21 protein-coding genes are annotated in these 25,352 nt (G+C 64.7%); 6 read left to right on the top strand and 15 right to left on the bottom strand.

Translation table 11 applies throughout. The annotated features are described in order from the left end of the window. From IVB31_RS15770 to IVB31_RS15795, 6 genes are all read right to left on the bottom strand, one after another. Nucleotides 1–1,700 (bottom strand): methyl-accepting chemotaxis protein (locus IVB31_RS15770; protein ID WP_247323750.1); only part of this gene is annotated, 1,700 nt, incomplete at its 3' end. Nucleotides 1,701–2,104: 404 nt separating this feature from the next. After that, nucleotides 2,105–3,838: a HAMP domain-containing methyl-accepting chemotaxis protein gene (locus IVB31_RS15775; RefSeq protein ID WP_247323755.1), complete on the bottom strand. Its 1,734-nt coding sequence runs from the start codon at nucleotides 3,836–3,838 to the stop codon at nucleotides 2,105–2,107. A gap of 231 nt (nucleotides 3,839–4,069) precedes the next feature. Beyond that, the gene (locus IVB31_RS15780; RefSeq protein ID WP_247323757.1) at nucleotides 4,070–4,321 is read right to left on the bottom strand and encodes a hypothetical protein; all 252 of its coding nucleotides are present in this window, start codon (nucleotides 4,319–4,321) and stop codon (nucleotides 4,070–4,072) included. A gap of 165 nt (nucleotides 4,322–4,486) precedes the next feature. Further along, entirely contained in the window at nucleotides 4,487–5,098 is a 612-nt protein-coding gene (locus IVB31_RS15785) for a hypothetical protein (RefSeq protein ID WP_247323761.1), read from the bottom strand. A 112-nt stretch (nucleotides 5,099–5,210) separates the two neighbouring features. Then, entirely contained in the window at nucleotides 5,211–6,197 is a 987-nt protein-coding gene (locus tag IVB31_RS15790) for an acryloyl-CoA reductase (RefSeq protein WP_247323766.1), read from the bottom strand. Between the two features lie 39 nt (nucleotides 6,198–6,236). Next, nucleotides 6,237–7,490, bottom strand: a complete 1,254-nt coding sequence (locus IVB31_RS15795; RefSeq protein WP_247323771.1) for an MFS transporter — start codon at nucleotides 7,488–7,490, stop codon at nucleotides 6,237–6,239. Nucleotides 7,491–7,836: 346 nt separating this feature from the next. Here IVB31_RS15795 and nadA point away from each other — a divergent pair, with 346 nt between their 5' ends. The 3 genes from nadA (at nucleotide 7,837) to nadC (ending at nucleotide 11,596) form a co-directional block, all read left to right on the top strand. Beyond that, the gene (gene nadA, locus IVB31_RS15800) at nucleotides 7,837–8,940 is read left to right on the top strand and encodes a quinolinate synthase NadA (protein ID WP_247323774.1); all 1,104 of its coding nucleotides are present in this window, start codon (nucleotides 7,837–7,839) and stop codon (nucleotides 8,938–8,940) included. 161 nt (nucleotides 8,941–9,101) lie between these two features. After that, a complete protein-coding gene (locus IVB31_RS15805; RefSeq protein ID WP_247323779.1) occupies nucleotides 9,102–10,706 on the top strand; it encodes an L-aspartate oxidase in 1,605 nt (534 codons plus the stop codon). Nucleotides 10,707–10,717: 11 nt separating this feature from the next. Then, nucleotides 10,718–11,596 carry a carboxylating nicotinate-nucleotide diphosphorylase gene (nadC, locus tag IVB31_RS15810; protein WP_247323783.1) on the top strand — a complete coding sequence of 293 codons (879 nt, stop codon included), beginning with the start codon at nucleotides 10,718–10,720 and terminating at the stop codon, nucleotides 11,594–11,596. A gap of 158 nt (nucleotides 11,597–11,754) precedes the next feature. Here nadC and IVB31_RS15815 read toward each other — a convergent pair whose 3' ends face one another. From IVB31_RS15815 to IVB31_RS15825, 3 genes are all read right to left on the bottom strand, one after another. Then, nucleotides 11,755–13,221, bottom strand: a complete 1,467-nt coding sequence (locus IVB31_RS15815) for a cell wall hydrolase (protein WP_247323787.1) — start codon at nucleotides 13,219–13,221, stop codon at nucleotides 11,755–11,757. Nucleotides 13,222–13,701: 480 nt separating this feature from the next. Then, the gene (gene ppdK / locus IVB31_RS15820) at nucleotides 13,702–16,668 is read right to left on the bottom strand and encodes a pyruvate, phosphate dikinase (protein WP_247323790.1); all 2,967 of its coding nucleotides are present in this window, start codon (nucleotides 16,666–16,668) and stop codon (nucleotides 13,702–13,704) included. Between the two features lie 94 nt (nucleotides 16,669–16,762). Next, nucleotides 16,763–16,918, bottom strand: coding sequence for a DUF3096 domain-containing protein (locus tag IVB31_RS15825; protein ID WP_007607177.1), 156 nt, complete (start codon nucleotides 16,916–16,918; stop codon nucleotides 16,763–16,765). A gap of 222 nt (nucleotides 16,919–17,140) precedes the next feature. On the opposite strand from IVB31_RS15825, the gene IVB31_RS15830 reads away from it, so the two are divergent. After that, nucleotides 17,141–17,494: a DUF1236 domain-containing protein gene (locus tag IVB31_RS15830; protein WP_247323792.1), complete on the top strand. Its 354-nt coding sequence runs from the start codon at nucleotides 17,141–17,143 to the stop codon at nucleotides 17,492–17,494. Between the two features lie 265 nt (nucleotides 17,495–17,759). Here IVB31_RS15830 and glyS read toward each other — a convergent pair whose 3' ends face one another. The 6 genes from glyS to IVB31_RS15860 all read right to left on the bottom strand — a co-directional run bounded on the left by glyS (nucleotide 17,760) and on the right by IVB31_RS15860 (nucleotide 23,439). Beyond that, nucleotides 17,760–19,889, bottom strand: a complete 2,130-nt coding sequence (glyS, locus tag IVB31_RS15835; RefSeq protein WP_247323794.1) for a glycine--tRNA ligase subunit beta — start codon at nucleotides 19,887–19,889, stop codon at nucleotides 17,760–17,762. Then, the gene (locus IVB31_RS15840) at nucleotides 19,889–20,824 is read right to left on the bottom strand and encodes a glycine--tRNA ligase subunit alpha (RefSeq protein ID WP_247323799.1); all 936 of its coding nucleotides are present in this window, start codon (nucleotides 20,822–20,824) and stop codon (nucleotides 19,889–19,891) included. The genes glyS and IVB31_RS15840 overlap by 1 nt, the downstream gene beginning before the upstream one ends. Before the next feature lie 207 nt (nucleotides 20,825–21,031). After that, nucleotides 21,032–21,220: a hypothetical protein gene (locus IVB31_RS15845; RefSeq protein ID WP_247323801.1), complete on the bottom strand. Its 189-nt coding sequence runs from the start codon at nucleotides 21,218–21,220 to the stop codon at nucleotides 21,032–21,034. A 106-nt stretch (nucleotides 21,221–21,326) separates the two neighbouring features. Then, a complete protein-coding gene (locus IVB31_RS15850; RefSeq protein ID WP_247323803.1) occupies nucleotides 21,327–22,235 on the bottom strand; it encodes a S49 family peptidase in 909 nt (302 codons plus the stop codon). 216 nt (nucleotides 22,236–22,451) lie between these two features. Further along, a complete protein-coding gene (locus tag IVB31_RS15855) occupies nucleotides 22,452–23,219 on the bottom strand; it encodes a methyltransferase (RefSeq protein ID WP_247323805.1) in 768 nt (255 codons plus the stop codon). Next, nucleotides 23,212–23,439, bottom strand: coding sequence for a DUF2007 domain-containing protein (locus tag IVB31_RS15860; RefSeq protein WP_247323807.1), 228 nt, complete (start codon nucleotides 23,437–23,439; stop codon nucleotides 23,212–23,214). Before IVB31_RS15860 ends, IVB31_RS15855 begins: the two co-directional genes overlap by 8 nt. A 131-nt stretch (nucleotides 23,440–23,570) precedes the next feature. Between IVB31_RS15860 and IVB31_RS15865 the strand changes: the two genes are divergently transcribed. Together IVB31_RS15865 and IVB31_RS15870 are read left to right on the top strand one after the other, a co-directional pair. After that, entirely contained in the window at nucleotides 23,571–24,578 is a 1,008-nt protein-coding gene (locus IVB31_RS15865) for a polyprenyl synthetase family protein (protein ID WP_247323809.1), read from the top strand. A 257-nt stretch (nucleotides 24,579–24,835) separates the two neighbouring features. Further along, a complete protein-coding gene (locus IVB31_RS15870; RefSeq protein ID WP_247323811.1) occupies nucleotides 24,836–25,351 on the top strand; it encodes a helix-turn-helix domain-containing protein in 516 nt (171 codons plus the stop codon). The last annotated feature ends 1 nt before the right edge of the window (nucleotide 25,352 follow it).

A 25,352-nucleotide genomic window follows, 5' to 3' on the forward strand; every position in this document is an offset into this window, starting at 1 on the left:
AGCGCCTTGACCTCGGAAGCGACCACGGCAAAGCCGCGGCCGGCCTCGCCGGCACGTGCCGCCTCGATGGTGGCATTGAGCGCCAGCAGATTGGTCTGGCCGGCGATGGTGTTGATCAACTCGACCACGTCGCCGATCCGAGCCGCCGCCTTGGACAACTCGCCGACACGGTCGGTCGTGGTGCGCGCCTGGCTGACCGCCTCGCTCGCGACCCGCGCCGATTCCTGCACCTGACGGCTGATCTCGGTGATCGAGGACGACAGCTCTTCGGTCGCAGAGGCCACCGACTGCACGTTGGTCGAGGCCTCCTCGGAGGCCGCAGCCACCATCGTCGTCAGTTCCTGTGCACGCTCCGCCGTCGAGGTCAGCGTTGACGCCGAAGCCTCGAGTTCCGTCGCAGCGGAGGAGACGGTATCGACGATCTCGCCAATCGCGGATTCGAAACCGTCGGCCAGTCTTCGCATCTCGGCCTTTCGCTGCTCGGCTGCACGCTTCTCGGCTGCTACGTGGTCGCTGCGCATGCGTTCGACTTCGAGACCGTTCTGCTTGAACACTTCAACGGTACGCGCCATCTCGCCCACCTCGTCACCTCGGCTGATGCCGGGTACGTCCGTCGTGAAGTCGCCGCTGGCGAGTCCGCCCATCGCAACCGAAATGGCTGAAAGCGGTTTGAGAATCCGCCAAAAGGTGATCCAGAAGCTGAAGCCGGCGAGCATTGTGGAGGCACAGAGCAACACGACCGTGAAAGCGAAATTGCGAGTGCCGAATTCTGCCTGCATCGTGGCTTCGCGGTCAGCGGCGGCGCCGATAGCCTCTCCAAGCTTCAGCACCGCATTGATCCCGGCGGTCGCCCGCGCGAAGTACTCGGGTCCCGTGATCCTGTAGTCGCCGCCTTCGCCCCCGGCGAGCGCAATCAGCCGCGTTTCGCCGTAGACTCCGAAATACCTCTGCTCGACCTCGCTCATGGCCTCACCTACCTGCACGGGAAGATCCGAGCGCAGCCGCACCGGCAACACCGTGTCCCATGCGAGTTCGACCTTCGCGCGGAGCGCGGAAAGACGCTCAAAGCCCTCCGGGCCAAGCTTCGCGCGCGCACCGACGGCCCCGGCCAACAGGGCGCGCTCTCTTCCGGCATTCTCGGCCATCTGAGCAGTCAGATGTCGGAGGCCGATGAGTTGAGCCAGCCTTGCCACAGGTGGACTGGTGAGCGTTTCTAGTGTCAACCGCAACCGGTTGCTCGCGACGTCGATTACGTCTGTAATGGTCGGAACGAAGCCATCTACGAGGTCAGGCTCGCGTTCGGCGCGCGGGCGCGAAAGGCTCGCGTCGACCTTCTCACGCAAATGGCGCAACGCTTCGAATTTCGACGCAGCGTCCGCAATCTGCTTTTGCCCTACCGCCATTTCGGGAACTGCGTTGATATCGAGGACCGCTGCGCGAAAGGCCTCGTCGGCCGTCGCGCGCGCCTTTCCGATTTCGGCACGGCGCTCGGAGCTGACGACATCGGGAGACTTCAACACGGCGTTGGTCAACCCGCGTTCAATTGCCCAATGTCCTGCGCTGCGCAGCAGCAGACGAGCGACTCCATTGACCTTCAGGAATGCTTCGGACTCTCGTCTCTTGGCGATGGCCTCGTAGGCAATGAATCCCGCCGAGGCTAATCCCAGCATGACCAGTGCAGCGATGATGATTGGCAACATCGTGCCGATCCGAACATTTCCAAGCCGGCTCCACGCGCCGGCGCCTTCGGTTCGGATCTGCTGACTATGAGCAGGGCCCAACATAGTACGTTCCCCCAACGAAACACGCAGCCAAGTCCTTGCTGGCTACTTGGACGTTGCTCGCCCTTGCCAGAGAAGCTAGCGCCCTGGTTTCGCATTCTGGTTAACAAACGCCTTCGGAGAAATACTGAGATTTTAGGCCAAATGGTTGAAACACAAGGGAAAATTTCGCGAGAAAGTTGTAAATTTCAGCCGCAGGTCGCTGCTGCGCGCCTATGCAGCCGCACTCTCTGAAAGGCTTGCGCTAGGTCTTAGCTGACGATAGCGGCGCAAGCTTCCTGTGACGAGGCAGTACGTCTGGCGAACTGCCTCGGACAAGGTTCTTAGGCGGCGCGCACGGTGTCGAGGAATTTGCCGACTTCGAGCTTCAGGCGGTTGCTGTCGCCGGACAGCGATTGCGCCGCCGCCAGCACCTGCGAGGACGCCGATCCGGTCTCGCCCGCACCGCGCTGCACGTCGGTGATGTTGGACGACACCTGATGAGTGCCTTCCGCCGCCTGCTGCACGTTGCGGGAGATTTCCTGCGTCGCCGCGCCCTGCTCCTCGACAGCCGCCGCGATCGTCGACGAGATCTCGGACAGCTTCTCGATGGTGTTGCTGATGGCGCTGATGGCGCTGACCGAGTCTTGCGTCGCCGCCTGGATGCCGGAAATCTGCTGGCCGATTTCGCCCGTCGCCTTCGCGGTCTGCTCGGCCAGCGCCTTGACCTCGGAAGCGACCACGGCAAAGCCGCGGCCGGCCTCGCCGGCACGTGCCGCCTCGATGGTGGCATTGAGCGCCAGCAGATTGGTCTGGCCGGCGATGGTGTTGATCAACTCGACCACGTCGCCGATCCGAGCCGCCGCCTTGGACAACTCGCCGACACGGTCGGTCGTGGTGCGCGCCTGGCTGACCGCCTCGCTCGCGACCCGCGCCGATTCCTGCACCTGACGGCTGATCTCGGTGATCGAGGACGACAGCTCTTCGGTCGCAGAGGCCACCGACTGCACGTTGGTCGAGGCCTCCTCGGAGGCCGCAGCCACCATCGTCGTCAGTTCCTGTGCACGCTCCGCCGTCGAGGTCAGCGTTGACGCCGAAGCCTCGAGCTCCGTCGCAGCGGAGGAGACGGTATCGACGATCTCGCCAACGGCGGCCTCGAACCCGTTTGCAAGCTTGTGCATATCCGCTTTGCGTTGCGCGGCTGCGGCCTGGTCATGCCTGATCTTGGCCTCGGCCTCTTCGCGCGCCTTTTGCTCAGATACGATCTTGAATTTCTCGACGGCCGCGGCGACGCCGCCGACCTCGTCCTTGCGGCCGAGCCCGGGCAGCACCACGGAGAAATCGCCGCCGGCAAGCTTGTCCATGGCGACGGTGAGCGCGCGGATCGGCCGCGCAATGGTCAGGAAGGACATCAGCCACGAACCGATCAGAACCAGCACGGCGAATGCGCCGACAACCATCCCGATCTGCTCGCTCGACGCCATCTCCTGCCGAGAGCGGGCGACCTCCTCTTCACTCCTGTGTTTGGCGAACTCGGCGATCTGGCCCGCGAGAGCGTCCATTTCGGTCGCCGTCGGTAGTGTGACTTCGCGCGCGATGCGTGCCCCCTCTTCGGTGAGCTTGGCGACGCGACCGGCGTCTGCGTTGGTCGCAGCGATAGCCTCGCCCCGGAAAGACGCGATCTGCTGCCCGCCCTTCAAATAATCCGCGGAGAGGCTCTTGAGCTTTTCCATGCGGGCGCGGTTCTCGGCAGAGTGGGACAGTTTGAGCATGCCGTCCGCCATGTTGCCCAGCGATCTTGATCGCTCGACAACAGTGTCGCTCGCCTTTTGCAGATCGGCTGGATTGTTGGCGAGACGGATATCCCGGACGCTGAGCTGCAGGCCGCGCAGCAAGAGCTTGGCCTCAACCGCATCCCGTGCCAGCTCCTGCTGGACGAGCGCGGCCTCGCTGGAATGACGCACATTGCCGTTGCCGACGAACTGGCTCGCGATCATGGAAAGGACCAGAAGGATGCCGAAAGCCGACGCAATCGCCAGCTTGGTACCGATCCGCAAATTCTGAACAAGGCTCGACATGGGCGTGTTTCCTCCAGGGAAATGCGCAGCCAAATCATTGTCGGCCGCCCTGGCGTTGATCGCCCTTGCCCAAAAAATAAGCGGTCGCCGTTCTAATCTGGTTAACGACGACTCCCGTGGGAATACTGGATCGGCGCGCGAACCCCTTGAAATCCAGCACGGTGCGCGCGCTTAACAAGTTAATCACACGCAGTGATGGGATTGTCATGCGGCGCGCTCGGTGCCGCAAGATCAGTCGATTCGGTTGGGAAGCGGATGGCTCTCGCCGACGAGACTGATACGGAAGACCGGCTTCTTGTTCTCGTCGAGCAGCTCCATGCGCCACTCGGCGTTCTGCTTCAGGCTGCGCGAGATGCCGCCGAGCAAATTGGCGCAGACCTCGGTCATCTCGGTCCAGGCGGCGGCGCGATCCTCAAACTCGTACGGCTGGTCGGCAGCGCCGGAATAGCGGCCCGTGCTGATACGGAAGAAGTACAGCGACATCGTTGAACCCTTTTATCGGGCCGCACCCCCCGGCCGTACGCAAAATGGGGCGCTAACAGCTACCAACGCATGAAAGCCGCCGTCCGTATGACTACGGCGCGGCGGCTTCGTGTTCGATGGAAGTCTTCAACGACAAAGGTGGGCGGACTGGCCCGCGCAGCCAACTCACTGGGTCGAGCGGCGAAGCTCCAGCGGGGCGTCGTTCCTGGCAGGTTCGGACTTAACTTCGGATCTGGCTTCCGGCTTGACCGGCTCGAGCCGGCTGCTCTCGACGCGCGGGGTCTCGACACGCGCGGCGACTTCGGTGTTGGACGCACCGACCGACCCGGTGTGCTCCGATGAACGCAGCGAGCGCGGCCGCGCGACGGCGCGCGCCATCAGCATCTGGTTGCCGCCCTGGTGGTGAAAGTCGCAATAAGCGAAGCCCATCCCCGACACCGAGCCGCGGAAGCTGCGATCGTCGGTCTTTTCAAGGTTGAAACAGGGCTCGAACGGAATGCCCTTGATCGAGGCGCAGACGTTCTGGCCGCGGATCTGGAGCGTATTGCCGGGCAGGCGGAGATGTTTCACCGGGCCTGCGCCCGAGAACTGCACGGCGCCGGCGGCGCCGAGATCGTCCAGGATGCGGCCTGCGCCGCGGGTGCCGTCAAAACAGGTGAAAGCAAACACCTTGCCGGCCACGAAGCGGCGCGCCTCGTCGGCGTTCATGCCTCCAGCGATGGCCGGCGCAAACGTTACTGCCGCCGTGACAGCCCCCAACACAAGACGCGCAAGCATGCTCAACTCCGAACCAACCCCGCAGCGGGCTATGCCTTATCTCTTTACCCGCTGCTTACCATAACAACCAAGGCGACATTGAAGCAGCTTGGTTGGTAAAGTCTGAACGCCGTTAGACAATTTTTACCACGATGCGGCCGCGGACCTGGCCGGCCAGGATTTTCGCACCCCACTCCGAAACTTCGGAAAGCGGAATTTCTTGAGTAATTTCAGATAGTTTTGTCCGATCCAGATCGGACGCCAGGCGTTGCCAGGCGGCTTTCCGAGGCTCGATCGGGCACATCACGGAATCGATGCCGAGAAGGCACACCCCGCGCAAAATGAAGGGTGCGACAGAAGACGGCAGGTCCATGCCGGCAGCCAGACCGCAGGCCGCAATCGCACCGCCATATTTCGTCATCGACAGGAGATTTGCGAGCGTGGTCGAGCCGACGCTGTCGACGCCCCCCGCCCAGCGCTCCTTGGCAATGGGCTTGGCGGCCCCCGACAATTCGTTGCGGTCTATGACCTCCGTCGCGCCGATCTCTTGCAGATAATCCGCTTCCGAGGCACGGCCGGTGGACGCGATGACGTGATAGCCGAGCTTCGAGAGCACGGCGGTCGCGACCGAGCCGACGCCGCCGGCCGCGCCCGTCACCACGACCGGACCGCTCTTCGGCGACAGACCGTGCTTCTCCAGCGCCAGCACGGACAGCATTGCGGTGAAGCCGGCGGTGCCGATCGCCATGGCGTCGCGTGCCGACAGGCCCTGCGGCAAGGCGACCAGCCAATCGCCCTTCACCCGCGCCTTCTCGGCATAGGCGCCGAGATGGGTCTCGCCCATGCCCCAGCCGGTGCAGACGACCTTGTCGCCTGCCTTCCACTGCGGATGCGAGGACGCTTCGACCGTGCCGGCGAAATCGATGCCGGCGATCATCGGGAAGCGGCGCACCACCGGCGCCTTGCCGGTGAGCGCGAGACCATCCTTGTAGTTCAGCGTCGACCATTCGACGCGAACGGTGACGTCGCCCTCCATCAGCTCGGCCTCGTCGAACTGCGTGAGCGCGGCGGTGGTGCCCTTGTCCGCCTTGTCGATCCGGATCGCCTTGAAACTGGCCACAGCAAAACTCCCTGACTTGTTTCAGGGATGTTTAGCCGATCAGGCAGGCTGCGCAACCGCTCGGACGACAGGTTTCTCCACGATCGGAAGATTGATCAGCGCGGAGAGCACGCCAAACAGGATCGAGAGCCACCAGATCGGCGTGTAGGAACCGAACCGCTCGAACACGATGCCGCCGAGCCAGACGCCGAGGAAGCCGCCGACCTGATGGCTGACGAAGGCAAAGCCATAAAGCGTGGCAAACCAGCGCGTGCCGAACATCAGTGCGACCAGCGCCGAGGTCGGCGGCACCGTCGACAGCCAGGTCAGGCCGGAGACCGCGCCGAACGCGATCGCCGAGAACGGCGTGATCGGGAACGAGATGAAGGCAAGTGTCGCGAGCGCGCGAGTGAAATAGATGGCCGAGAGGATGTAGCGCTTGGGCAGCGAGTTCTGGAGATAGCCGACGCTCAGCGATCCCATGATGTTGAACAGGCCGATCGCCGCGATCACCCAGCCGCCGGTTTGCGTGGAGATGCCGCTATCGACCAGGAAGGCCGGCAGATGCACGGTGATGAAGGCGAGCTGGAAACCGCAGGTGAAGAAGCCGAGCACCAGCAGCACATAGGAGCGATGGCCGAAGGCCTCGGCGAGCGCCTTGGTGAAGCTCTGCTGATCCGCAGGCGCCTTGCTTGCGGAGCTGTCGACCGGCGGCGTCGAGAGCGCGAGCGCCAGCGGGATGATCAGCAGCATCAGGAAGCCGAACACGGTGAGGGCCTGCTGCCAGCCGAAATTGTCGATCAGGGCCACGCCGATCGGCGCGAACAGGAACTGGCCGAACGAGCCCGCCGCGGTGCCGGCACCGAGCGCGAGGCCGCGCTTCTCGGCCGGCAGCAGCTTGGTGAAAGCCGACAGCACCAGGTTGAACGAGCATCCGGCCAGGCCGAAGCCGACCATGACGCCCGCACCCAAGTTCAGCGACAGCGGCGTCGAGGAGTAGCGCATCAAGAGCAGGCCGCCGGCATAGAGCAGAGCGCCGACGCACATTACCCGGAACAGGCCGAAGCGATCGGCGACCGCGCCCGCGATGGGCTGGCCCAGTCCCCACAACAAATTCTGAAAGGCGATGGCGAGGCCGAACACGTCGCGGCCCCAGGCATATTCATGGCTCATCGGCTGCACGAAGAAGCCCAGTGCCGAGCGCGGGCCGAAGCCGAGCATGCCGATCGCGCAACCACAGAGAATGATGACGGCCGGCGTCCGCCAGCTGGAGGAACGCGAGACCGGACCGGGCTCGCCCACTTGCGTCGACATGGTGTTCCTCATCTGTCGTTGGCGGATCCGGGATCAGGCAGCTTGCCAAGGGAGGCATTTAATGCAGATGCATGAAAGTCCCAAGTCAAAAATGATTGCGTTTCGCGAAGGGCTGCGGTGGGAGCATTGCGTTTCCCCGAGACCTCTCGGACGAGATGAGGTCGCGCTTTAACGAGAATGTGTGCGGCAGGACCTGGCGGCCTTGCCACCGCCGTGTTATCTTTGATTTACTCAGATTGAGTATAATATGTTCTGATGAAAGACCCCAGCCCGGCCCCTCGGCCGGATTTCTCAGGCGCCTAATATACTCATATTGAGCATATTAAGACATGCACGGGAGGTTCTGATGCCGATCACTGGAATTTACGGTCCCGACGATTTCGCCAACCGGCCGCAGGGCAAACCTGTCCCCATCCGCGTCGCGCCGGCGCGAACCGGACCTCCGCTGCCGATGCCTTCGCTGGAATGGACGCCGGAGGTCGAGCGCGCCACCGCGCCGCTCTATGACCGCGTGAAACATGTCATCCCGCCCATCGAGTGGCCGCTGATGGCGCCGACGATCAAGGCGATCAACGAGCTGAAGCGCGCGCGGGGCGCGGTGATCCTGGCGCACAATTACCAGTCGCCCGAGATCTTCCACTGCGTCGCCGACATCGGCGGTGACTCGCTCCAGCTCGCGGTCGAAGCCACCAAGGTGAAGGCCGACATCATCGTCCAGTGCGGCGTGCACTTCATGGCGGAGACGTCAAAACTGCTCAATCCGGACAAGACGGTGTTGATTCCCGATACGCGCGCCGGCTGCTCGCTCGCGGCCAGCATCACCGGCGCGGATGTGCGGCTGCTTCGCGAAAAGTTTCCCGGCGTGCCCGTCGTCGCTTACGTCAACACGTCGGCTGAAGTGAAAGCCGAGGTCGACATCTGCTGCACCTCGTCGAACGCGGTGCAGGTGGTCGAGAGCCTGAATGCGCCAACCGTGATCTTCCTGCCCGATCGCTATCTCGCGACTTATGTCGCTTCGAAGACCGACGTGAAGATCGTCGCCTGGAAGGGCGCGTGCGAAGTGCACGAGCGCTTCACCGGCGCTGAGCTGCGCGCTTACCGCGAGGCCGATCCCTCCGTGCAGATCATCGCCCATCCGGAATGCCCCCCGGACGTACTGGGGGAAGCGGATTTTACCGGCTCGACGGCGCACATGATCAACTGGGTGCGCGCGAAGCGGCCGCGGCGGCTCGTCATGATCACGGAATGCTCGATGGCCGACAATGTGCGCGCCGAGCTGCCCGACGTCGAGATTCTGCGGCCCTGCAATATCTGCCCACACATGAAGCGCATCACGCTCGCCAACATCCTGGAGAGCCTGCTGACGCTTCGCGAGGAAGTCACGATCGATCCCGCGCTAGCGCCGCGCGCGCGGCGTTCGGTCGAGCGGATGATCAATCTGAAGAACTGAGAGAGAAACACCGCAACGCCCCCGTCGTCCCGGCGAAGGCCGGGACCGATAGCCACGGGAACATGGGGCCGCAAACAACGACGTTGAACAGCTTCCCACGACAACTTCCGCAGCGGCGTATGGGTCCCGGCCTTCGCCGGGACGACGATGAGGAGAAAGCCATGACCAACAACATCAACACCCTCGCTCCCTCCGACGATGTCGTCATCGTCGGCGGCGGCCTCGCCGGATTGTTCTGCGCGCTGAAACTCGCGCCGCGGCCCGTGAGGCTGATCTCGGCGGCGCCGCTTGGACAAGGCGCATCGTCCGCATGGGCACAAGGCGGCATCGCCGCAGCGGTCGCCGACGGCGATACGCCCGAAGCGCACGCCGCGGATACGATTGCGGTCGGCGGCGGCATCGTCGACGAAACGGTCGCGCTGGGTATCGCGCGCGAGGCAGCGCCGCGGATCCACGACCTTCTCGCCTATGGCGTGCCGTTCGACCGCGATCTCGAAGGCCGGCTCGCCGTGGGACGCGAAGCCGCCCACTCGGCGCGGCGCATCGTGCATGTGCAGGGCGATGGCGCAGGAGCCGCCATCATCGCGGCGCTGAGCGATGCCGTGCGGCGCACGCCGTCGATCCGATTGATCGAAGGTTTCGTCGCCGAAGCGCTGCTCACCGAGGACGGCGCCGTCACCGGCCTTCAATTGCGTCAGGCCGGCAATTCGGCAGCACGGCCGGTCCTGCTCGCGTCGCGTGCGGTCGTTCTCGCCACTGGCGGCATCGGCCATCTCTATTCCGTTACCACCAACCCGCCCGAGGCCAGCGGCTCCGGCCTTGCGATCGCCGCACGCGCGGGCGCGCTGATTGCAGATCCCGAGTTCGTGCAGTTTCACCCGACCGCCATCATGGTAGGCCGCGATCCCGCACCGCTCGCCACAGAAGCGCTGCGCGGCGAAGGCGCGACGCTGATCAACCGCCATGGCGAGCGTTTCATGGCGGCGCGCCATCCGCTCGCGGAGCTCGCGCCGCGCGACATCGTGGCCCGCGGCGTGTTCGCCGAGATCGCGGCCGGGCGTGGCGCCTTCCTCGACGCGCGGCAGGCGCTGGGCACGCGCTTCGCCGCCAAATTCCCGACCGTGCACGCCAGCTGCATCGCCGCCGGCATCGATCCCGCAACGCAGGCCATCCCGATCGCGCCGGCCGCGCACTATCACATGGGCGGCATCGCGGTGGACGCGCGCGGCCGCAGCTCGATCGACGGGCTCTGGGCGGGCGGCGAAGTGTCGTCCACCGGCGCGCATGGCGCCAATCGCCTCGCCTCGAATTCGCTGCTGGAGGCCGTGGTCTACGCCGCGCGCATCGCCGACGACATTGCCGGCCGCACCATCCCCTCACCCGCCCGGCTCCCCGATGCGCTGGTGACATCGCGCGCCGGCGCACCCGATGCAGCAGCCGTGAAACGGCTGCGGACGACGATGGGCGCGCATGTCGGCGTGATCCGCGATGGTGACGGGCTTGCGGAAGCGGTTCGCAGCTTTGCCGCGCTCGAACGCGAGGCCACGAGCATCGCAGTCCGCAACATCGCGACATCAGCCCTGCTCGTGGCGGCCTCGGCCTGGAACCGGCGCGAGAGCCGCGGCGCGCATTTCCGCTCCGACCATACCGCGGACGTTCCCGCGCTCGCGCAACGCACCATGACCATGCTCACGGCGGCACGCGAGGTCGCGGAGAGTCTAAGCGACCGCCCTCTGCCGCGCACCGCGCAACCCATGATCGCCTGACGGAGTCTTCCATGATCATCCCGACCTCACTGCTCTATCCCGACGCCTTCCTCTCACCGCTTGCGATCGACGAGGCCGTGCACCGCGCGCTCGACGAGGACCTCGGCCGCGCCGGCGACATCACCTCGCTGGCGACGATTCCCGAAGCAACCACGGCGCAGGCGATCCTGGTCGCACGGCAGTCCGGCGTGATCGCCGGCTTGCCGCTGGCGCTGGCAACCTTGCAAAAGCTCTCACCCGACATCGAGGTGCGCGCGCATGTCCGCGACGCCGCGCGCGTCGCCCGCGGGCAGCAGGTGCTGACGATCTCGGGCCCTGCGCGCGCCATTCTCACCGCGGAGCGGACTGCGCTCAATTTCGTCGGCCGCCTGTCAGGCGTGGCGACACTCACGACCGACTACGTCGCGCGGACTGAAGGTACAAAAATGCGCATCTGCTGCACGCGCAAAACCACACCGGGGCTCCGCGCGCTGGAGAAATACGCGGTGCGCTGCGGCGGCGGCTTCAACCACCGCTTCGGTCTCGACGACGCGATCCTGATCAAGGACAACCACATCGCGGTCGCCGGCGGCATCCGCCCCGTGCTGGAGCGCGCCCGCGCGCATGCCGGCCATCTCGTGAAGATCGAGATCGAGGTCGACACGCTCCCGCAGTTGCACGAGGTGCTCGACACCGGCCTTGCCGATGCCGTGCTGCTCGACAACATGGACATTGCGACGCTGCGCGAAGCCGTAAGACTCAACGAGGGCCGCCTCGAGCTGGAGGCCTCCGGCGGCGTCACGCCGGACTCGATCGCGGCCATTGCAGCGACCGGTGTCAACTACGCGTCGGCAGGCGCGCTGACGCATTCGGCGCCGAATTTCGACTGCGCGCTGGATATCGAGGCGTGAGGCGATCTACTCCCTCTCCCCGTTCTTACGGGGAGAGGGTTGGGGTGAGGGGCCTCTCTCCGCACTTGAGATGATCGTGAGACCTGTACCCCCTCACCCGGACTGCATCTCCGATGCAATCCGACCTCTCCCCGCAAGCGGGGCGAGGTAAAGGAAGACTAGCGCCGCTCGGTCGCGCCCATCTCAGCGGAGCTCTTGGCTTCCTGCGCAAGCTCGGCAGAAAGCGCCGCGGTCTGCGCCGGCGTGCCCCAGCTCGGCTCCTCGGCGCCGTCGCCCCAGGCGCGCGGGCGATAGAAGGTGTGCACGCCGGTCTTGTACATCTTCTTCATCTCGGCGACCCAGGACGGGCGCACCCAATAGGCGTGGTAGTGCGTGGACTTGCCCACTTCGGGCAGCCAGATCTGGCCGTCGAGCATGGCCTTCGAAATCTTCTTCGCGCGCTCCCACATCTCGGGCTCGCGGATCACGTCGGCATTGTTGTCGCAGGCGAAGGTGAACTGGCAGGCGAGATGGCGATGCTTGTTCTGATAGACCGCGCCGCACACGGTATCGGGATATTTGCCGGAGAACACGCGGTTCATCACGACCTGCGCAACCGCCATCTGGCCGCGCACGGCCTCGCCACGGGACTCGAAATAGACGGCCTCCGCGAGGCACTTTTCAGACTTCGCGCGCGACTTGTCGTCGAGTGCGAGCCGCTCCGCCGGCGATCTGGCGCGCTGGTTGTCGGCGTTGACCTCGCCCTTCGGTGCGACGCTCTCGCCGCTGTCGATATCCTTCGCAATATCCACCGTCGGCGGCGACAGCGAGGCCGTCACCTTCATGTCGGGATCGGGCATCACGATCAGCGGCTCGGCACCGGGTTGCCAGCTCTCCATGCTCTCGATATTGCCGCCGAGCGAGGAACTGCCGAAGAACAGGTTCGAGGTCTTGACGCGGAACGGGTCGCGCGGCGGGGCAGCCGGAAGGGTGGCCTGCTTCAACGCTTCGAGCGGCTGGAGCGCGAGCGAGCGCGCAGCATCACTGGCTTGTGGCGTATTGGTATATTGCGGCAGCGGCGGCGCACGCAGCGCTTCCGCGAGCTCGGGATCGAGCGCGGCTGCGGACTCCGGCGACATCGCCTGTGGCAACGCCCGCGGCAGCGCGACGGTCTTGGCGCCGAACACCGAGCTGTTCGACGTCGCGGGATCTTCCTGCGCGGGCGCTGCCGTCGGCGCGCCCGCCTCGGGAGCCTGCGTCGGTGAGATCATTGCAAGGCGATCACCCTTCATGGAGCGATCGACCTTGGGAAAATCGGCGGCCTGGTAGCGCGGCGGCGCCTGCAGTGCCGGATTGCGGCTGATCGCACCGGTGACGTCGCGGCCATCGAGGCTTGCCAGGCGCACCATCGCGCTCTGCGGAATTGAGGTGCCCATGGGGCGGGAAAAACTGTAGGTGGCGAGCTGGATCGAGGACGCAGCAGAGAACACCTGCTTCTGCCAACGCTCTGCGACGCCGGGTTGGCGCGCCAGCAGCGAGGCAATGTCCTGATAGCCGGTCTCTCTCGGCATCAATGCGAAGATGCAGAGACCGATGCCGAAGGACGCGAACCGCGCGCCCTTCGGATGGTTACGCAACAAAAACATCGATACGCTCACGCTAGGCTTACGCTAGAAAATCGAACCGCAGTACATCCGTACAATTCGATCTTTATCGTGAGTATCCAATTTAGGTTGCCGGGGCGTTAATCGGCGTTGCGCATGCGGCACACGCAAGCGATCGCAGGTGTTTTCACGGGGTGATGATGCGCATTGGTAAACGCCGCCTCTCGTGAAGCGGTAAACAACCGGTCAATGCGAATGGTGAAGGAACTCTTGCGCGCACGTATCATTACGGGACGCGTGCGGTTCCGTTGGTTGCGCGCCGTGCGTCCCCACCACCGATGTCATGCCCGCGAGGGCGGGCATCCAGTACGCTGCGGCCTCTCGGCTCAACCGCCGGCGCTGGTGGAATACTGGATCGCCCGCTTTCGCGGGCGACGACAGTGAGAGAGTGGAAAGAGCGTCGCCTCAAATGAAAAGAGGCGGGATCTGCCCGCCTCTTTCGCATCAACATTTCAATTCCGCTTACGCCTGGCTCGCGACCGCCTTGCCGAGAGCGGCTTGCGCCGCTGCCAGCCGCGCGATCGGCACGCGGTAGGGTGAGCAGGAGACGTAGTCGAGGCCGATCGTGTGGCAGAAGGCGACCGACGCCGGATCGCCGCCGTGCTCGCCGCAGATGCCCATCTTGAGCGAGGGGCGCGTCTTGCGACCGCGTGCGACGCCGATCTTGACGAGCTCGCCGACGCCCTCCTGGTCGAGCGAGACAAAGGGATCGACCGCGAGGATGCCCTTCGTCACGTAGGGACCGAGGAAGCTCGCCGCGTCGTCGCGGCTGATGCCGTAGGTCGTCTGCGTGAGATCGTTGGTGCCGAACGAGAAGAACTCGGCCGACTGCGCGATCTCGGCCGCGAGCAGGCAGGCACGCGGCAGCTCGATCATGGTGCCGACCTGATAGGCGAGCTTGGTGTTGGTGTCGCGCATTACCGCCTTCGCGGTGGCGTCGATGCGCGCCTTGACGAGGTCGAGTTCCATCTTGGTGGCGATCAGCGGCACCATCACCTCGAGGCCGACGGCCTTGCCGGTGCGCTTCTCGGCCTCGACCGCGGCTTCGAAGATCGCACGCGCCTGCATCTCGGCGATCTCCGGATAGGCGATTGCGATGCGGCAGCCGCGGAAGCCGAGCATCGGGTTGAACTCTGAGAGCTCGCGCGCACGGTCGGCCAGGCGCCGCGGATCGGTGTTCATGGCGCGCGCCACTTCCTCGACCTCGGCATGGGTGTGCGGCAGGAACTCGTGCAGCGGCGGATCGAGCAGGCGGATCGTGACGGGCAGGCCCTTCATGATCTCGAACAGCTCGACGAAATCGGCACGCTGCATCGGCAGCAGCTTTGCCAGCGCGGCACGGCGCGACTGTTCGTCCTCGGAGAGGATCATCTCGCGCACCGTGCGGATGCGCGTCTCCTCGAAGAACATGTGCTCGGTACGGCACAGGCCGATGCCTTCCGCACCGAACTTGATCGCGGTGTGGGCATCTTCCGGCGTGTCCGCGTTGACGCGCACGCCGATCTTGCGGACCTGGTCGGCCCATTGCATCAGCGTACCGAACTCACCGGACAGCTCCGGCTCGATCATCGGCATGCGGCCGGCGAGCACCTGGCCGAGCGATCCGTCGATGGTGATGACGTCGCCGGTCTTGTAGGTGCGCGAGCCGATGCTCATGGTGCCGCGGCCGTAATCGACGCGGACGGTGCCGCAGCCGGAGACGCAGGGCTTGCCCATGCCGCGCGCGACCACCGCAGCGTGCGAGGTCATGCCGCCGCGGGTGGTCAGGATGCCTTCGGCGGCGTGCATGCCGTGGATGTCTTCGGGGCTGGTCTCGATCCGGACCAGAATCACCTTGCGCCCGTCGGACTGAAGCTTGGCCGCTTCGTCCGAGGAGAACACGATCTCGCCCGAGGCAGCTCCTGGCGAGGCCGGCAGGCCGGTCGCGATCACGTCGCGCTTGGCGTTGGGATCGATGGTCGGATGCAGCAGCTGGTCGAGCGAGGCGGGATCAATCCGCGTCACCGCTTCCTTCTTGGTGATCAGGCCTTCATTGGCGAGCTCGACCGCGATGCGCAGCGCAGCTTTCGCGGTGCGCTTGCCGCCACGGGTCTGGAGCATCCACAGCTTGCCCTGCTCGACGGTGAACTCCATGTCCTGCATGTCGCGGTAGTGCTTCTCGAGCAGCGTATAGATCCGCGTCAGCTCCTTGAAGGCCTCCGGCATCGCCGATTCCATCGACGCCTTGTCGGAGCCGGACTCCTTGCGCGCTTCCTCGGTGATGTCCTGCGGCGTGCGGATGCCCGCCACCACGTCCTCGCCCTGCGCGTTGATCAGGAACTCGCCGTAGAGCTTGCTCTCGCCGGTCGAGGGGTTGCGGGTGAAGGCAACGCCGGTCGCGGAGGTCTCGCCCATGTTGCCGAACACCATGGCCTGCACGTTGACCGCGGTGCCCCAGGATTCCGGAATGTCGTGCAGTCTGCGGTAGGTCACCGCGCGCGCGTTCATCCAGGATGAAAACACCGCGCCAATCGCACCCCAGAGCTGGTCGTGCGGATCCTGCGGAAAATCCCTGCCGGTTTCGCGCGCGACCGCGTCCTTGTACTTGCCGACCAGCTGGACCCAGTCGTCGGCGGTGAGGTCGGTGTCGAGTGCGTAGCCCTGGACATCCTTGAAGGTGTCGAGGATTTCCTCGAAATGATGATGCTCGAAGCCGAGCACCACGTCGGAATACATGGTGATGAAACGGCGATAGCTGTCATAGGCGAAGCGGCGGTCGCCCGACAGTTCCGACAGCGCTTCCACGGTCTCGTCGTTGAGGCCGAGATTGAGCACGGTGTCCATCATGCCCGGCATCGAGGCGCGTCCGCCCGAACGCACCGAGACGAGGAGCGGATTCTTGCCATCGCCGAAGATCTTGCCCGTCAACTTGCCGACATAGTCGAGCGACTTCTCAACCTGCGACTGCAATTCCTTCGGATAGGACTTGTCGTGTGCATAGAAATACGTGCAGACCGAAGTCGGGATGGTGAAGCCCGGAGGCACGGGAAGGCCGAGATTGGCCATCTCGGCGAGGTTGGCGCCCTTGCCGCCGAGCAGGTCGCGCATCTCCGCCTTGCCCTCGGCCTTGCCGTCACCGAACGTATAGACCCACTTGCCGGCCTTGGCCGCGACAGGCGCAGGCTTGGCAGGGACCGCCTTCTTCGGCGCAACCGGTCTGGTCACAGCCTTTGCAGCGGCCTTGGCGGCCGGCTTGGCTGCGGGCTTCGCAGCCGGCTTGGCAGGAGCCTTGACAGGAGCCTTGGCGACAGCAGCCTTGGCGACCGGCTTCGGCGCGCTCTTGGCAAGCGCCTTGCGAGCCGCCGGCGCGGCTTTCGCCTTGGCGGAGGACTTTGATTTCGCTGGCATTTTCGCTGGCATCTTATTGGGCTTCGAGGCGGCTTTGGCCATAGCTTGCACACAACCTGCGAGAGGGAAGGAAATTGCGCGCTTACACCACTTTGGGCGGGCCCGCGCAAGTCGAAGAGTTCCGGAGAATCAAGGCCTAGAGATGGAGCCACTTCAACAATCCGAGCCCGATCGCACCATTTACGATGAGAAAGATCGCGACGATCAGATTCAGGAGGCGCGGCATGATCAAAATCAGCACGCCCGCAAGCAGCGACAGGATCGGTGAAATGTGGGCGACGGTGATGTGCATGAATGGTCTTTCCGTGTGGTGAGGCGAATCGCTGGCCGATCATAGCGGACCGGGTTCCGCGGGTAGAGACGCGCTGGGGACGCGCGAGTTCCCCATCCGCGAAAACTGCCTGAAAATGCCGCGAATGCGGCGGGGCATTTTCCGGAACATCGCGAAGACGCATGCATTGGCAACCGGTCGCGCCAGTGGCGCTTCCCGAAAAACGTATCGAAGGAGTTTTTCATGCGGAACAGGATGCTTGCTCTTGCAGCGCTCGCGGCCGCGATCGGCTCGCCCGTCGCGGCGCAGGCGCAAACCGGAATCACGGTAGGACGCGCGCCCGTCGTGGTCGACAGCGGCCCGACGATAGCGGTCGAACAGCGCCCGGCCTTCCGCGACTATGTCGTCGAACAACGGGTGCCGGCCTTCCGCATTCCGGATCGCGTGGTGGTCGGCGCCACCTTACCCGAAAGCGGCGTCACCTATTATGACGTGCCGCAACGTTTCGGCGCCACCACCTATCGCTACACCGTCGTGAACGGCGAGACCGTGCTGGTCGAGCCGCGCTCGCGGCGCATCGTTGAGGTGATGGACTAGCGTTCAACTCGATGTCCGTCGCGCCACTTCAATCAGGCTGGCGCGAGCAGCGCTAAATCGGACATCAGGCCCCGCCCGGTCCTCCCCCCGCCGGGCGGGGTTTTTTTGTGTTTCGTGTGTGCGTGCTCTCGTGTCCCGGACGCGACGCAGCGCGTAGCGGTGCGACGCTGAGCCGGGACCCAGAATCTTTTGTGCATGCGGCATGGGCCCCGGCTCTGCAGCGCACCGCCAAGAGGGCGCTGCGCCGCGTCCGGGGCACGAGAACCTAGTCCTGGATCTTCGAGAAATCCGCCACCGCACGCGTGGCGCTGCGGATCTCGTTGAGCAGCTTCAAACGATTCTCGCGCACCTTCGCATCGTCATCGTTGACGCGCACCTTGTCGAAAAACGCATCGACCGGCGGACGCAGTTTTGCCATCGCGCTCATCGCGGCGGCAAAGTCCTCCTTGGCGACGGCAGCGCTTGCTTCCGCCTTCACCTCGCCGATGGCCTTGGCCAGCGCCTTTTCCTCATCGAGGCCATAGAGCGCGGCATCGGGGGCGCCATCGAAGCTGCGCTTGTCCTTCTTCTCCTCGATGCCAAGGATGTTGCTGGCACGCTTGATGCCCGCAAGCAGGTTCTTGCCGTCGTCGGTCTCGAGGAATTTGCCGAGCGCCTCGACCCGGCGGACGATCATCAAGAGATCGTCCTGGCCACCGAGCGCGAACACGGCATCGACGAGATCGTGCCGTGCGCCCTGCTCGCGGAGCTGGACTTTCAGCCGGTCGGCGAAGAAGGAAAGGAGATCAAGAGATCCCATTCCTACGCCAAACGTCCGCCCTGCACTGCGCAAACGCTCCGCGATGGATTCAAGTACCGTATCGTAATGCCGGTCAAAGAGCTTGGTGAGATTTAGCCGGACACCGTTCTCAACAAGCAGCCTGATCACACCCAGCGCCGCCCGACGAAGCGCATACGGATCCTTGCTGCCCGTCGGCTTCTCGTCGATCGCCCAAAAGCCGACCAACGTGTCGATCTTGTCAGCGAGCGCGACCGCAACGCTAACCGGATCGGTCGGCACGCGATCGGCCGGCCCCTGGGGCTTGTAGTGCTCCTCGCAAGCGGCAGCCACGGAAGCATCCTCGCCTTGCGCCAGCGCGTAGTACTTGCCCATCAGGCCCTGCACCTCGGGGAATTCGCCGACAACCTCGGTCAGCAAATCCGCCTTCGCCAGGTGCGCAGCGCGGGTTGCCTTGGCGACGTCGGCGCCGACCATCGGCGCGATCTCGGCGGCGAGGCGCTCGATGCGCTTGATGCGCGCGGCCTGGGTGCCGAGCTTCTCGTGGAACACGATCTGCTCGAACTTCGGCAGCCGATCTTCGAGCCTGGTCTTCAGGTCCGCCTCGTAGAAAAACTTAGCATCCGACAGACGCGGGCGGATCACGCGCTCGTTGCCGGCGACGATGGTCTTGCCGCCGTCGGTCGCCTCGATATTGGCGGTGAGGACGAACTTGTTGGTCAATTTGCCCGTCTTGGCATCCCTGACGACAAAGCACTTCTGGTTGTTGCGGATGGTGGCGCGGATCACCTCTTCCGGAATCGAAAGATATTCCGGCTCGAACGAACCCATCATGACAACAGGCCATTCGACGAGGCCGGAGACCTCGTCCAGCAGCACCTGATCCTCGACCAGCTCAAAGCCTTGCGCGAAGGTCAGTTCCTTGGCGTCGGCAAAGATGATGTCCTTGCGCGCCTGCGGATCAAGAATGACTTTTGCAGCCTTCAGCTTCGCCTCATAGTCCTCGAAGCGGCGCACCGAGATCGGCGCCGGCGCCATGAAGCGATGGCCGTAGGTGGTCTGCCCGGTCTCGATGCCGTCGACCGAGAATTTCACGATATCAGGCTCTTCGGTCTCAGGTCCGAACGTCGCCGTGATTGCATGAAGCGGACGCACCCAGCTCAGCGAGCCCGGCTTGCCGGAGCGCGCGCCCCACCGCATCGATTTCGGCCAGGGGAAGGTGCGGATGATGACGGGGAGGATTTCCGCGAGCACATCGATCGCGTCGCGGCCGGGCTTCTCGATCAGCGCGATGTAGAAGTCGCCCTTCGGGTCGCGCTGGATCTTGGCTTCGTCGAGCGACGTCAAACCTGTCGCTTTCAGAAAACCCTGCACGGCCGCATCGGGCGCGCCCATTTTCGGTCCGCGGCGTTCGGTCTTGAGGTCGGGCTGGCGCGCAGGGATTCCGTGCACGGTCAGCGCCAGGCGACGCGGCGTCGAGAACGCCTTGGCACCCTCGTAGACGAGGCCTTCGGCGACGAGCTTGTCGGTGACCATGCGGCGCAAATCGTCGGCCGCCTTGGCCTGCATCCGCGCGGGGATTTCTTCCGAGAACAGTTCAAGCAACAAATCAGGCATCAGGCCGCTCCACCGGCTTCGGTGTGTATCCAGGCCTCGCCGCAAGCCTTTGCCAATTCGCGCACGCGAAGAATGTAGCTCTGCCGCTCGGTCACCGAGATCACGCCACGCGCATCGAGCAGGTTGAACACGTGACTCGCCTTGATGCACTGGTCGTAAGCCGGCAGCGCCATCAGATGCGCCTCGCGCTTGCTATCCTTCCAGCCCGCGTCGAGATATTTTCGGCAGGCTGCTTCCGCCATCTTGAATTGCTCGAACAGCATCGTGGTGTCGGCAATCTCGAAATTGTGCTTCGAATATTCCCGCTCGGCCTGCAGGAAGACGTCGCCATAGGTGACCTTGGCGTCACCGTCGCGGCCGTTGAAATTGAGGTCGTAGACGCGGTCGACGCCCTGCACATACATCGCCAGGCGTTCGAGGCCATAAGTGAGCTCACCCGCGACCGGCGCGCATTCGACGCCCGCGACCTGCTGGAAATAGGTGAACTGGCTGACTTCCATGCCGTCGCACCAGCATTCCCACCCCAGGCCCCAGGCGCCCAGCGTCGGGCTCTCCCAATCGTCCTCGACGAAGCGGATGTCGTGCACGGCGGAATCGATGCCGATCGCGGCGAGCGACTTCAGGTACAGATCCTGAAGGTTCGGCGGCGACGGCTTCATGATCACCTGGAACTGGTAGTAGTGCTGCATCCGGTTCGGATTCTCGCCGTAGCGACCGTCCTTGGGTCGGCGCGAGGGCTGCACATAGGCGGCATTCCAGGGCTTTGGCCCGAGCGCGCGCAGCGTGGTCGCCGGATGGAAGGTACCCGCGCCCATCTCCATGTCGTAGGGCTGCAAAATCACGCAGCCCTGCTCGGCCCAGAACCGCTGCAGCGCGAGGATAAAACCCTGGAACGAGCGTTCAGGGCGCATATGGGCGGGCAATGAGGCGTCCATCGTCAGATCGGGCTCTCGCGGGGGTTTTGAATCGCGCGGGACCGTATCGACGGCGGGGGTGGGAATCAAGGCAAAGGGGCTGCTTCTTACCTCTCCCGCTTGCGGGAGAGGAGGGTTCTGTCCTCTTGGGCATTTCCCGCTAGAGGAGAGACCTCTCCCCAGCCCTCCCCCGCAAGCGGGAGAGGGAGCACACCTTCCGTGGGGCGGCTAACCCGGTCGGTAAGCTCCGGTCGCGGGGTCACGCTTCAGCGTCTGGATGTCCCCCCTATGGGCGGCCTCGGCGACGCGTGAGAGGCGCATCTCCTCCAGCTCATGGTTGATCCGGAGGGCGGTCTTGTACGCCCAGCGGACCGCGGCAAGCCCACCCAGGACGCCTGCGAATGCGACGAACGGCATCGGTCGTTCCTTGTTCACAATGCTCAGCCCCACGCGCATTCTTGCGCAGACCGGGCCGCGCCGCAATTGGCTCGGCGAGGGACCAAATGGCGCGGGCGGGTCCCGCCTAGAACCCGAATTTCGCCCAAATCGCGCGCGTCTCGACCGCAGAGATCAGATCGTCCGGCAGCCCAGCCATTGATTCCATGGCCGAAAGCTGCCCCGCGCCGGGCGATTTCCGGCCCAAAAGCCCGGAGAGCAGACCGGTCGGCTGGGCAATCACGGGGGTGAGAACCTTCTCGCCAAAACGGGCACGAAGAGTTGAGCGGAGATCGCCGATGCTGTCGGCGAGCCCCAACGCGACCGAACTCTCGCCGGCCCAGTACTCGCCCGTGAACAGGGTGTCGTCGTCGCCCTTCAACCGCGCGCCGCGGCTCTCCTTCACCAGCGAAATGAAGATCTGGTGGATCTCGCGCTGGATCGCCTTCAGCTTGGCGACGTCGTCCGGATTTTCGGGCAGGAAGGGGTCGAGCATCGCCTTGTGCGTGCCGGCCGTGTAGAGGCGCCGCTCGATGCCGAGCCGCTTGATCGCCTCCTGGAAACCAAAGCTGCCGCCGACCACGCCGATCGAGCCGAGGATCGAGGACGGATCGCAGATGATCTCGTCGCCCGCGCAGGCGATCATGTAGCCGCCGGACGCCGCGACGTCCTCGACGAACACCAGCACCGGCAGCTTCTTCTCCGCCGCGAGCTGCTTGATGCGCAGATAGATCTGGCGCGACTGCACCGGCGAGCCGCCGGGCGAATTGATCACCAGCGCTACCGCCTTGGCATTGCGCATCGAAAACGCCCGCTCCAGCACCCGCGCAACCGTCGCGAGCGTCATGCCCGGGCGCAGCGGCGTCACCGCGCCGATCACACCGGAAAGCCTCACCACCGGCACAACGGCCGTGCCGGGGCGGAAGCGCGCCGGCAGATATTGCATGAGCTTGTCGGCCAGGCCGGAACTCTCACGATCGTTCAATTGTTCGGCCATGCCGCTACCTCTGGTTAACCATTTCTTATCACGCGACTGTCATTGGAAGTGCCTGGAACGTGTTTTGCAGATTCCTCGTTGGGAAGCTGCAATGAAGCAGCGGAGGAAATGCCATGAAGATCTATCTGCTGATGCTGCTTGTCGGTGCGCTGTTCATGGCGATCCGCCTGACGACCCCGCAGGAACAGCAGTCGGAATCGCTTCCGCAATAGGTCATCACGGCTCCACCAGGGGTAGAACCGCCCTTCCCTCCAGAATATCCATCACCTCTTTTTTAGGCACGCGTGACTCTTCGTTGAGCATGAGGCCCGGCAGCAATCGCGTCGGAGCCCGGCCGCCTTTGACCGCGCGCACCAGCACGCGGATCGCAGGCCGTCCCGCCTCGCCGTGAACCGGCAGGATCGACAGGCTGCCGAAGCCGCGTGATAGCGCTGCCAAGACATCCGCTATCCCATCCGCACGCCAAATCAAAGTGAGCGCGCCATTCGATCGGAGGATGCGCCGCGCCGCATGCACCCACGCATCCAGCGTCTCGTCCGTCGCCACATGCGCGGTGTGTCGCATCTGGTCCGGCGAGCCGCGATGCCGAGCGGGATCGTTGAAGGGCGGGTTCATCAGCACCGCGTCGACGCTGTCGGGCAACAGCCCGATTGCCGCGAACGCCTGCGCGTCGGCCGTGACGTCGAGCACGATCGTCTCGGCGGCGATCGCGTTCGCCGCCGCATTGGCGCGCGCGAGCCCCACCAGCTCCGGATCGATCTCGACCAGGCTGAGCCTGAGACCGGCAACGCGCCGGGCGAGCGCCAGCCCGGCCGTGCCGATGCCGGCGCCGAGATCGACCACCCGGTCGCCCGCCCGTGCCTCCGTCGCCGCCGCGAGCAGGACGGCGTCATGCCCGGCGCGATGGCCGGACCGCCTTTGCTTCAGCCGCAACTGCCCGCCGAGAAAGGCGTCCTCGGTGATGTCTGTCAGGATCTCAATCATCGCCGCGCAGTTCGTGGCTGAGGCCGGCCTCGGTCAGGAGCTGCCGGGCCTCCCGGGCGTCGTCCTCATGGACCAGGATCCGCCGCGGCAGGATGCCCAGCGAGCCCTCGATGATGCTCATGTTCTGGTCCAGCACCAGATGATGGATGTTGGCGCCGTCGAGCAGCGCGCCGATCGCCGACACCAGTACCATATCGTTGGTCCGAACCAGTTCGCGCAAAACACAGGCCTCCTGCGTGACGGGGGTTAAGGGGCAATGTCAATGGTTCCACGGCCCTTGCCGCATCCCTGTCCAGTTTCTATTGTCTTTGCATCAGAATAGCCCCTCCGGGGCAAATATTGGAGACCGGCGTGGCCGTCATCGTACCTTTCGAAACTCCCGGCGCGTCGATCGAAGAGCTGGTTGCCCTTCTCGCCGGTGACATGGAGCGCGTCAACGCCACGATCCTGTCGCGGACCGGCTCCGACGTCACCATGATCCCCGAGGTCGCCAACCATCTGATCTCCTCCGGGGGCAAACGCCTGCGGCCGATGCTGACGCTGGCCATGGCCAACCTCGCCGGCTACACCGGCGACGGCCACATCAAGCTCGCCGCCAGCGTCGAGTTCATGCATACCGCCACCCTCCTTCACGACGACGTGGTCGACGAGAGCGAGATGCGCCGCGGCAAGCTCTCGGCGCGCATGCTCTGGGGCAATGAGGCGAGCGTGCTGGTCGGCGACTTCCTGCTCGGCCAGGCTTTTCGCATGATGGTCGAGGTCGGCTCGCTCCGCGCGCTCGACATCCTCTCCGCGGCCGCCGCCACCATCGCGGAGGGCGAGGTGATGCAGCTCGCAGCCGCCAAGAACACCGCGACCACCGAGGACGAATATCTCGCCGTGATCCGCGGCAAGACCGCCGAGCTGTTTGCGGCCGCCTGCGAGGTCGGCCCCGTGATCGCCAACCGTCCGAAGGCGGAGCAGACCGCCTGCCGCTCGGTCGGCATGAACCTCGGCATCGCCTTCCAGCTCGTCGATGACGTGCTCGACTATGGCGGCAAAAGTGCAAAACTCGGCAAGAACACCGGCGATGATTTCCGCGAGGGCAAGATCACGCTGCCCGTCGTGCTCGCCTTCCGCCGCGGCAACGACACCGAGCGCGCCTTCTGGATCAAGGCGCTCGAGCGCGGCGAGATCGGCGATTCCGATCTCGACCACGCCATCGGGTTGATGAACAAGCATCGCGCGCTCGAAGACACGCGGAGCCGCGCCCAGCACTACGGCGCCATGGCGGTCGATGCGCTGGCGCTGTTCCCGTCCTCGCCGATGAAGAGCGCGCTGGAGCAGGTGGTGGCGTTCTGTCTGGCACGGTCGCATTAGGCGACGGGCTTAAGCTTCCATCGATTTCGCACCGCTCTTGATCCCGTCATCCTGAGGCGCTCGCGCAACGAGCCTCGAAGGATGCACGGCCGAGATGCATCCGGCCGTCGCCTTTCGAGGCCCCCGCTGCGCTCCGGCACGCCTCAGTGTGACGGATTGAATTGGTGTGCGCGGCTCCCCCCCCGTCATTGCGAGCGCAGAGGAGCCGCTCACCCCGGTGACTTGCATTCTGCAAGTCACTCACCTACCTTCCCACCATGCAGCCCAAATCCCCCTCCATCCTCGAATGCCCGGTCGGCCGCGCCGTTGAAACGGTCGGCGAATGGTGGAGCATTTTGATCCTGCGGGATGCGTTCCAGGGCGCGACGAAGTTCGACGAATTTTCGCAGAGCCTCGGGATCGCGCCGAACATCCTGTCGCGGCGGCTTGCCCATCTCACCGAGAGCGGCATGTTCATTCGCCGCCGCTATCACGAGCGGCCGCCGCGTTATGAATATGTCCTGACGGACAAGGCGCGGGATTTCTTCCCCGTGATCGTCGCGCTGCTCGCCTGGGGCAACAAGCACCTCGCGCCGAAGGGCGAAGCCATTTTGCTGGCGAACCGCGACGATATTCGTCCGTTCGATCCGATCGTGGTCGACGCTGCCGACATGCGGCCGATCACGCTCGCGAATGCGGTCGTCATCGCAGGCCCCCGCGCCAGCCGCGGGATGCGGAAGCGGCTCACCTCGCTCAAGGCCATGAACCCGGCCATCGCGCCGGCTGGAGACTGAC

The organism is Bradyrhizobium sp. 21 (assembly GCF_023073335.1).
GTDB lineage: Bacteria > Pseudomonadota > Alphaproteobacteria > Rhizobiales > Xanthobacteraceae > Bradyrhizobium.

Excerpts from the sequence above, each read along its gene's own strand:
- nadC (WP_247323783.1), top strand. The coding sequence starts at position 10,718 with ATGATCATCCCGACCTCACTGCTCTATCCCGACGCCTTCCTCTCACCG.
- IVB31_RS15815 (WP_247323787.1), bottom strand. The coding sequence starts at position 13,221 with ATGTTTTTGTTGCGTAACCATCCGAAGGGCGCGCGGTTCGCGTCCTTC.
- IVB31_RS15870 (WP_247323811.1), top strand. The coding sequence starts at position 24,836 with ATGCAGCCCAAATCCCCCTCCATCCTCGAATGCCCGGTCGGCCGCGCC.
- IVB31_RS15785 (WP_247323761.1), bottom strand. The coding sequence starts at position 5,098 with ATGCTTGCGCGTCTTGTGTTGGGGGCTGTCACGGCGGCAGTAACGTTT.
- IVB31_RS15845 (WP_247323801.1), bottom strand. The coding sequence starts at position 21,220 with ATGCCGTTCGTCGCATTCGCAGGCGTCCTGGGTGGGCTTGCCGCGGTC.
- ppdK (WP_247323790.1), bottom strand. The coding sequence starts at position 16,668 with ATGGCCAAAGCCGCCTCGAAGCCCAATAAGATGCCAGCGAAAATGCCA.
- IVB31_RS15780 (WP_247323757.1), bottom strand. The coding sequence starts at position 4,321 with ATGTCGCTGTACTTCTTCCGTATCAGCACGGGCCGCTATTCCGGCGCT.
- IVB31_RS15840 (WP_247323799.1), bottom strand. The coding sequence starts at position 20,824 with ATGGACGCCTCATTGCCCGCCCATATGCGCCCTGAACGCTCGTTCCAG.
- IVB31_RS15825 (WP_007607177.1), bottom strand. The coding sequence starts at position 16,918 with ATGCACATCACCGTCGCCCACATTTCACCGATCCTGTCGCTGCTTGCG.
- glyS (WP_247323794.1), bottom strand. The coding sequence starts at position 19,889 with ATGCCTGATTTGTTGCTTGAACTGTTCTCGGAAGAAATCCCCGCGCGG.
- IVB31_RS15795 (WP_247323771.1), bottom strand. The coding sequence starts at position 7,490 with ATGTCGACGCAAGTGGGCGAGCCCGGTCCGGTCTCGCGTTCCTCCAGC.
- IVB31_RS15805 (WP_247323779.1), top strand. The coding sequence starts at position 9,102 with ATGACCAACAACATCAACACCCTCGCTCCCTCCGACGATGTCGTCATC.
- IVB31_RS15855 (WP_247323805.1), bottom strand. The coding sequence starts at position 23,219 with ATGATTGAGATCCTGACAGACATCACCGAGGACGCCTTTCTCGGCGGG.
- IVB31_RS15775 (WP_247323755.1), bottom strand. The coding sequence starts at position 3,838 with ATGTCGAGCCTTGTTCAGAATTTGCGGATCGGTACCAAGCTGGCGATT.
- IVB31_RS15830 (WP_247323792.1), top strand. The coding sequence starts at position 17,141 with ATGCGGAACAGGATGCTTGCTCTTGCAGCGCTCGCGGCCGCGATCGGC.
- nadA (WP_247323774.1), top strand. The coding sequence starts at position 7,837 with ATGCCGATCACTGGAATTTACGGTCCCGACGATTTCGCCAACCGGCCG.
- IVB31_RS15850 (WP_247323803.1), bottom strand. The coding sequence starts at position 22,235 with ATGGCCGAACAATTGAACGATCGTGAGAGTTCCGGCCTGGCCGACAAG.